At 41.7% G+C, this 7,190-nt stretch carries 8 protein-coding genes; 5 read left to right on the forward strand and 3 right to left on the reverse strand.

What is annotated here, in order from left to right; all coding sequences use genetic code 11:
• The first annotated feature begins 117 nt into the window (after positions 1-117).
• Both Q8L79_RS04670 and rpmE read left to right on the forward strand, forming a co-directional pair.
• Positions 118-1,449 carry an AmpG family muropeptide MFS transporter gene (locus Q8L79_RS04670; protein WP_305268391.1) on the forward strand — a complete coding sequence of 444 codons (1,332 nt, stop codon included), beginning with the start codon at positions 118-120 and terminating at the stop codon, positions 1,447-1,449.
• 758 nt (positions 1,450-2,207) lie between these two features.
• Positions 2,208-2,408: a 50S ribosomal protein L31 gene (gene rpmE / locus Q8L79_RS04675; RefSeq protein WP_006891794.1), complete on the forward strand. Its 201-nt coding sequence runs from the start codon at positions 2,208-2,210 to the stop codon at positions 2,406-2,408.
• 357 nt (positions 2,409-2,765) lie between these two features.
• Here the strand turns inward: rpmE and Q8L79_RS04680 are convergent, their stop codons facing one another.
• Positions 2,766-3,203, reverse strand: coding sequence for a hypothetical protein (locus tag Q8L79_RS04680; protein WP_305268395.1), 438 nt, complete (start codon positions 3,201-3,203; stop codon positions 2,766-2,768).
• A gap of 278 nt (positions 3,204-3,481) precedes the next feature.
• Here Q8L79_RS04680 and amoC point away from each other — a divergent pair, with 278 nt between their 5' ends.
• The 3 genes from amoC (at position 3,482) to amoB (ending at position 6,456) form a co-directional block, all read left to right on the forward strand.
• Positions 3,482-4,234 carry a bacterial ammonia monooxygenase, subunit AmoC gene (amoC, locus tag Q8L79_RS04685; protein ID WP_305268397.1) on the forward strand — a complete coding sequence of 251 codons (753 nt, stop codon included), beginning with the start codon at positions 3,482-3,484 and terminating at the stop codon, positions 4,232-4,234.
• 123 nt (positions 4,235-4,357) lie between these two features.
• Positions 4,358-5,101 (forward strand): bacterial ammonia monooxygenase, subunit AmoA, encoded by a 744-nt coding sequence (gene amoA / locus Q8L79_RS04690; protein WP_305268431.1) that lies wholly within the window; start codon positions 4,358-4,360, stop codon positions 5,099-5,101.
• 110 nt (positions 5,102-5,211) lie between these two features.
• The gene (amoB, locus tag Q8L79_RS04695; RefSeq protein WP_305268399.1) at positions 5,212-6,456 is read left to right on the forward strand and encodes a bacterial ammonia monooxygenase, subunit AmoB; all 1,245 of its coding nucleotides are present in this window, start codon (positions 5,212-5,214) and stop codon (positions 6,454-6,456) included.
• A 127-nt stretch (positions 6,457-6,583) separates the two neighbouring features.
• Here amoB and Q8L79_RS04700 read toward each other — a convergent pair whose 3' ends face one another.
• Entirely contained in the window at positions 6,584-6,829 is a 246-nt protein-coding gene (locus Q8L79_RS04700) for an IS30 family transposase (protein ID WP_305268401.1), read from the reverse strand.
• Positions 6,830-6,857: 28 nt separating this feature from the next.
• Positions 6,858-7,190: IS30 family transposase (locus tag Q8L79_RS04705; RefSeq protein WP_305268403.1), on the reverse strand; the 333-nt coding region annotated here is incomplete at its 5' end.

Consider the following 7,190-nt stretch of genomic DNA (forward strand, 5'->3'; position numbering starts at 1 on the left):
GCAACTGCACAAGGCGAGACTCTACCTTCTGCATAATCTCCATGGATATGGTGAATGCAGATAGTTCCAGAGCATCGATATATCCGTTTGGGCAGCCGCGTTTGTTGGGTAAAGCCAATGGGTGACAATAAAAGTTGGCGGACGGCCTTTTCAATTTATGTTCAGCCGCGAGTACGGGGCATGATATTTCTCGGCTTTTCCGCTGGACTTCCTTTCTTATTGGTTTTTTCGACATTATCGGCCTGGTTGCGAGACGAAGGGGTGGAAAGATCGGTTATAGGTTTTTTTAGCTGGATCGGGGTTACTTATTCAATAAAGGTTTTTTGGGCTCCCGTCATTGACAGATTGCCTTTGCCATTATTGACTAAATTTTTGGGTAAAAGGCGCAGCTGGATGTTGCTTGCACAACTGGGGATTGTTGTCGGTCTATTTGGTATGGGAAGTTCGGACTCGCATAACCAATTACAGCAGATTGCCCTGTTTGCAGTGTGGGTGGCATTTTGTTCGGCTACGCAAGATGTTGTTATTGATGCTTATCGTATTGAATCAGTGAATCCTGAATATCAAGGTGCTATGGCGGCGACCTATGTGTTGGGGTATCGGATTGCCTTGTTGATGGCGGGCGCGGGTGCTTTTTATATCGCGGATTATGCCAGCTGGAAAATCGCTTATTTTGTAATGGCAGCTGCCATGTCTGTAGGCCTGATAACGACCCTTTGTATTAAAGAGCCGGAGCATAAACATTTTGACGGGAGGTTGCGTGAGAATGTCGCTGTAAAGCCGCAGAATATCTGGCGGCGGTTGTTGACAAGTTTCGTGGATGCCGTATTGAACCCCTTCGTCGAGTTTTTTGCGCGTAACGGCAGAGTCGGTTTATTGATTTTGATGCTTATCGCAGTTTACAAAATGAGCGACATCACTATGGGGGTTATGGCGAACCCGTTTTATCTTGATTTGGGCTTTAGTAAAAAAGATATCGCGGATATTAGTAAAGTTTTTGGTTTTTTTATGACTATTGCCGGTGCTGCAATGGGCGGGGTGCTGGTTGTTAGGTATGGGATTATGCGTCCCTTGCTGCTAGGTGCGGTTATGGTCGCTGCTACTAATCTGCTGTTCGCCGTTTTGGCGGTTAGCGAGCCCAGTTTGTTACTGTTGTCAGGCGTTATAAGTGCGGATAATTTAAGTGGTGGAATAGCGACATCGGTGTTCATCGCTTACCTTTCCAGTTTAACCAGTACTGCGTACACCGCCACGCAATACGCGCTGTTCAGTTCGCTGATGACTTTGCCTGCTCAACTATTAGGGGGGTTTTCCGGAATAGTTGTAGATAGTTATGGTTACACTGTTTTTTTTATTTATGCGTCAACAGTAGGTTTGCCGGCAATCGTGTTGGTGCTTTTATTGATGCGCTATCAAAACCGGTCTAAAGCTTATAACTATACTCCATGATCAGTGGGACGTGATCAGAAAATCGTTTATCTTGATAAATGGATGCTATGCTTGTTTGTCTTTATTAAAGTGTAGGGCTGATTATTTGGTTCAATACGCCAGCTGACGTTTTTTATCCAAGATTGGCCTCTGTTTGGCTATCAGTGTATTGTTCGGATTCCTGACTAAGAAGTTTGAATGCGTCTATCCGGTGCTCATCAGCAAATAATCAATCCAGTCAGGCTTTTCTTCGGATAAAAATCCTGAGTTCTTTTGATTGTCTCTCGAATTTTTTAAATCAATTTCTTTGTGTGTTATGGCTCAGTCGTCGGAGATTATGTAGTTATGGCTATTTTGGAAGCATTTTTGTAAATAAGGCGAGAATTTTCCTTGGATTTAAACTTGAAAGCTTGGCGGTCTCCCTGGTCCTTGGTCAGTCGGAAAGTAAATAAAGCGGGATAATACTTAAATTACCAAACTGAACCATCAATAGATAGATATTCTTCATCATGGTAAAAATAGTTGCAGTTCGCAGGGCAACGTAGGTCGATGCTAAGTTGATTCAGCTGCGTTTTTGTTTCTTGCGTGCAAATAACGCCAGCATTTTGTTGCTGCGCCCATGTGAACAAACCTTTGTGTTCTGGAGAGCGGAGACCATTCGCGTTTAAAGTAATAATGCGCATAAATATAAATTGAGTTGCGAACTTTTAATGAAATACGTATTATATGGGGTTCTTTAATAAAGTATGTAGCCCGTTTGTGGGTAATGTGAAAGTGATATGAAACCAGAAATTCATCCAGAATATAAACAAATTACTGTAACTTGCGGTTGCGGTAATAAATTTGAGACCGGTTCTGTATTGGGTAAGGATTTGCAGGTTGAGGTTTGTTCTTCATGCCATCCTTTTTATACAGGAAAGCAGCGTGTTGTTGATACGGCGGGGCGCGTTGATAAATTCCGTAAAAAATACGGTAAATAAGTTTTGTGGGTTTTTGCTAGGGTAATTAATTGCTCTCGGCATTGCTGCAAAAATGCTTGTTATGCTGGAAAAATCAGCAAATAAAAAGATTGGTATTTTTTGATGTGTATATAGGCAAAGAGCATATTAACCGTTTTTATTTTGCATAACAGCCATAAAGCAGAAAGCCAGTACAACATTGTTGTACTGGCTTTCTGCTTTATGGCTGTTAGCGTTTGTTGTATTTAGAATTCCATGGCTCTTCAATATTTTAATGAGTGACTTAGGTAAGTGCTAAAAAGTAGTTCAGGAAATAAATTTGGTTTGTTAAAGCGAGCGGAACAATGATTGCTTATTAGTGATGGTGTGGGTAATGTCTTAAATAGAGTCTAAGCCCGACAATCCTTCAATAGACCAGTTGGAGAAATCAAGAGAACCTTCATCGTTATCGCCGTTTTTATAATTAATCCGGCAGATGTATTTTTTGGTGATTGTGCCTGCGGTGGAGTTTGTGATGTCAATTTCGGCGTTAATCACATATTGGTAATTCCCTAGGCTCCAAGCATTAAGAGGATTTTCAGGGAAGCTAATAGATACATCAGGTCCAAGCTTGGATTTAATGTAGTTATTACAGTGTATAAAGGCGAGTTTAGTTAATGGTGTAGAGATAGGGGATTGTCCGCCTTGGTCTTTGCTATCAACAAGAAACAAATCTGATTGAACTATTTTATAAACGAAAGGCATTATGACCTTGCTTTGAATTAAAAGTAGAGTTGTTAGGGCTACGATAAAAATTATGATGGAGTATTTCTTCATGGATTCTGAGCTTTTAAATTGAAATTAAAATTAATTCTAACAGGAATCAATATTTTAAGTGTAGAGGAATTTAACAGGTAACGCTTGGATTCAAGGAAATGTATTGGGTGTTTGTTTTTGACTTGACAAGGCTATTTGAACTGGTAGACTGACAGCTCACTAAATTGACTTGGTGGCACTTGGTTCTTAATATTTTTAGGCGCTAGTGAGAAAATGGAGTTGTAACTATAGCCCCTGGCCATCACAAGTCGGGGATTTGATAATTTTTGGAGGTAGAAATGGCAGCTACAACTGAATCAGTGAGAGCTGATGCTGCGGAAGCACCGCTGTTAAATAAGAAAAATATGATCCTTGGAGCATTGCTATATGTAGTGTTCTATGGTTGGGTTCGTTGGTATGAGGGTGTCTATGGCTGGTCAGCTGGTCTAGATTCGTTCGCTCCTGAATTCGAAACATATTGGATGAACTTTCTTTATATCGAGTTTGTTTTAGAAGTGGCAACTGCAGGTATCTTGTGGGGTTACATCTGGAAATCTCGTGATCGTAAAGTAATGTCAATCACCCCAAGAGAAGAGTTAAGAAGACACTTTACTCATTGGACTTGGTTGGTAATGTATGGCTTCGCCATCTATTACGGCGCTAGCTACTTTACAGAGCAAGATGGTACATGGCACCAAACTATTGTTCGTGATACTGACTTTACACCAAGTCACATCATTGAATTCTATTTGAGCTATCCTATCTACATCATCACTGGTGGTGCTTGTTTCTTGTATGCAAAAACAAGACTTCCTACTTATCAGCAAGGTCTGCACCTTCAATATATGGTTGCAGTAGTTGGTCCTTTCATGATTCTGCCAAATGTTGGCTTGAATGAATGGGGTCATACTTTCTGGTTTATGGAAGAGTTGTTTGTTGCACCTTTACATTACGGCTTCGTATTCTTCGGATGGGCAGCTTTAGGTGTAATGGGTGTTGTTAATACAGAAGTTATAGCTATCGCTAAGCTTCTGAAAAAAGACCTAGCTTAACAATAGGTCTTTGGTTGTAATTACTATCTCCTTCTGGCTGTTTCGCTTTTTTTCAGGGCGAAACAGCTAATGATGAAGATGGTCATTAATAAAAATAATTTAAATCCTTTAGGAGGTAAGCTAATGAGCGCATCTCAATCAGCTGTACGTTCACGCGCTGAGGCAGTTAAAGTTTCACGCACGTTCGACTGGCTAATTCTGTTCGTATTGTTCTTCGTTGTACTTGGCGGTTATCACATTCACTACATGTTAACTGGTGGTGACTGGGATTTCTGGACTGACTGGAAAGATAGACGTCTATGGGTAACTGTAGCTCCAATCGTTTCAATCACTTTCCCAGCAGCTGTTCAAGCTGTGTTGTGGTGGCGTTACCGTTTGCCTTTTGGCGCGGTAGTTTGTATCTTAGGTCTGCTTTTAGGTGAGTGGATTAACAGATATTTAAATTTCTGGGGTTGGACTTATTTCCCAGTAAACTTCTGCTTCCCTTCAAACCTGATGCCAGGTGCTATTGTTCTTGACGCTATATTAATGCTGTCAGGCAGCATGACATTGACCGCAGTTCTTGGTGGTTTGGCATGGGGTCTGTTGTTCTACCCAGGCAACTGGCCAATTATAGCGCCGTTACACGTTCCTGTTGAATACAATGGCATGATGATGACACTTGCTGATTTACAAGGTTACCACTACGTAAGAACTGGTACACCTGAATATATCAGAATGGTTGAAAAAGGTACATTAAGAACTTTCGGTAAAGACGTTGCTCCAGTATCAGCGTTCTTCTCTGGTTTCGTGAGTATTTTGATTTACTTCTTGTGGCATTTCTTCGGTAAATGGTTCGGTGGTACTTCATTCACCCAAAGCGCGTAAGCACTTGGTTGTAAGAAACACACAAAAAGACTGATGTTAGCAAAGCAAATTTATGCTGTTGACATTAGATACTCTGAAAACTATAGATTCTCTATTATAGAGGAGGATATATGAAATTAATAAAAGACAAGGTTGCTAAATTATCCTTTGTCGCACTGCTGGTAACTGTTACAGCAGCGATGTTTTACGCACCAACTGCATCTGCTCATGGTGAAAAGTCGCAAGCCGCATTTATGCGTATGCGTACAATTCACTGGTTTGACCTGAATTGGTCAAAAGATACAGTGCCTGTTAATGATACTATGACAATTTCTGGTAAATTCCACGTTTTTGCTGGATGGCCTGAAACTGTTGATAAGCCAGAAATTTCATTTTTGAACATCGGTATTCCTGGACCTGTATTTATTCGTCAAGGTTCATGGATCGGTGGTCAATTAGTTCCTCGTTCAGTTACTCTGGAACTGGGTGAAACTTATGAGTTTAAAGTATTGTTAAAAGCACGTCGTCCAGGTGACTGGCACGTACACACTATGATGAACGTTAAGGGCGGTGGTCCAATCATCGGTCCAGGTAAATGGGTAACTGTTACTGGCTCTATGGGATCATTTGTTAACCCAGTTACTACGTTATTAGGTGATACTATCAACCTGGAAACGTATAATCTGAGCAACACTTACTTCTGGCACGCTTTCTGGTATGCCCTAGGTTTGGCTTGGTTGGGATATTGGGCTCGTAAACCAATATTCGTACCGCGTTACCTTGCTGTTGAAGCAGGAAAAGCAGATTCTTTGATTACTGCTCTTGACAAGAAAGTTGCTATGGGTTTTGCAGCAGGTACAATTGCGATTGTTGCTTTCGGTATGAGCAGCACAAACGCAGCGTACCCTGTAACAACTCCTTTGCAAGCTGGTTTGTTACGTGGCATGAAGCCAATTGAAATGCCTGCAAAAACTGTTAACGTTAAAGTTGAAGATGCAACTTACCGTGTGCCAGGTCGTGCTATGCAAATGACACTGACTATCACTAACAATGGTGATTCTGCGGTGCGTTTGGGTGAGTTCAACACTGCTGGTGTTCGATTCTTAGATCCTAAAGTTCACGTTGATGAAACTGGCTATCCAGATGACTTGTTGGCTGAAGAAGGTTTGACTGTTAGTGATAACAGCCCAATCGCTCCAGGTACATCAAGAACTGTGCAAGTTACTGCTTCTGACGCTGCTTGGGAAGTTTACCGTTTAGCTGACTTGATCTATGATCCAGACAGTCGTTTTGCTGGTTTGTTATTCTTCTTTGATGAAGCTGGCAACCGTCAAATGGTTATGGTAGATGCTCCATTAATTCCATCTTTCATCTAAATGAATAATTAACTGACAACTTTGGTTGTCAGTTAAGGAATTTGAGACCCTCGTTCCCAATAGGTAACGAGGGTTTTTTTTTGAAAAAGAAAATGGCGGATTCAACTCCGAAGTGCAATCCCAGTAATCATGCGGCTTCTTTCTCTTTCTCAGCAAAAAAGACCTCATGAGGTGTTTTAAAATTGAGCGTTTTTCGAGGGCGATGATTGAGCTTATGCATGACAGCCTCAACCGCGTCATCGGTTATGTTCTCAAAGCTACTCCCTTTGGTAAAGTATTGCCGGATCAAACCATTGGTATTTTCGTTTAAGTCACGCTCCCAGGAGCTATAAGGATGAGCGAAATACACATCAGCGTTCAGCTGCTCCTTCATTTTTTCGTGTCCTGCAAACTCTTTGCCGTTATCGGCGGTAATTCGTTAAAGTTTTATCCAGATAGGGCTGTAGCAATAAAATAGTGGCCTCAGTCACCCCTTCGGCATGTTTGCTCGCTACCTTTTTTATCAGGGTGAACTTGGAAAATCGATCCACTATCGTCACTAAGGCGCCTTGATGGTTCTTACCGATCACGGTATCAATTTCCCAATCGCCGATGCGGGTCTTTTGCGCAACGATCTCAGGGCGTTCGTCGATACTGATACGGTTCCTGATCTGGCCGCGCTTATCCTTTGATCCGTATCGCTTTTTGCGTTTCTTGTTGCTGTGCCGAAGATGCTGATACAAAGTGCCGCCGCA

This window comes from Methylobacter sp., from assembly GCF_030680395.1.
Taxonomy (GTDB): domain Bacteria; phylum Pseudomonadota; class Gammaproteobacteria; order Methylococcales; family Methylomonadaceae; genus Methylobacter_A.

What these genes read in the sequence shown, in the direction of transcription:
- Q8L79_RS04670 (WP_305268391.1), top strand. Translation starts at nt 118, where the DNA reads ATGGGTGACAATAAAAGTTGGCGGACGGCCTTTTCAATTTATGTTCAG.
- rpmE (WP_006891794.1), top strand. Translation starts at nt 2,208, where the DNA reads ATGAAACCAGAAATTCATCCAGAATATAAACAAATTACTGTAACTTGC.
- Q8L79_RS04680 (WP_305268395.1), bottom strand. Translation starts at nt 3,203, where the DNA reads ATGAAGAAATACTCCATCATAATTTTTATCGTAGCCCTAACAACTCTA.
- amoC (WP_305268397.1), top strand. Translation starts at nt 3,482, where the DNA reads ATGGCAGCTACAACTGAATCAGTGAGAGCTGATGCTGCGGAAGCACCG.
- amoA (WP_305268431.1), top strand. Translation starts at nt 4,358, where the DNA reads ATGAGCGCATCTCAATCAGCTGTACGTTCACGCGCTGAGGCAGTTAAA.
- amoB (WP_305268399.1), top strand. Translation starts at nt 5,212, where the DNA reads ATGAAATTAATAAAAGACAAGGTTGCTAAATTATCCTTTGTCGCACTG.
- Q8L79_RS04700 (WP_305268401.1), bottom strand. Translation starts at nt 6,829, where the DNA reads ATGAAGGAGCAGCTGAACGCTGATGTGTATTTCGCTCATCCTTATAGC.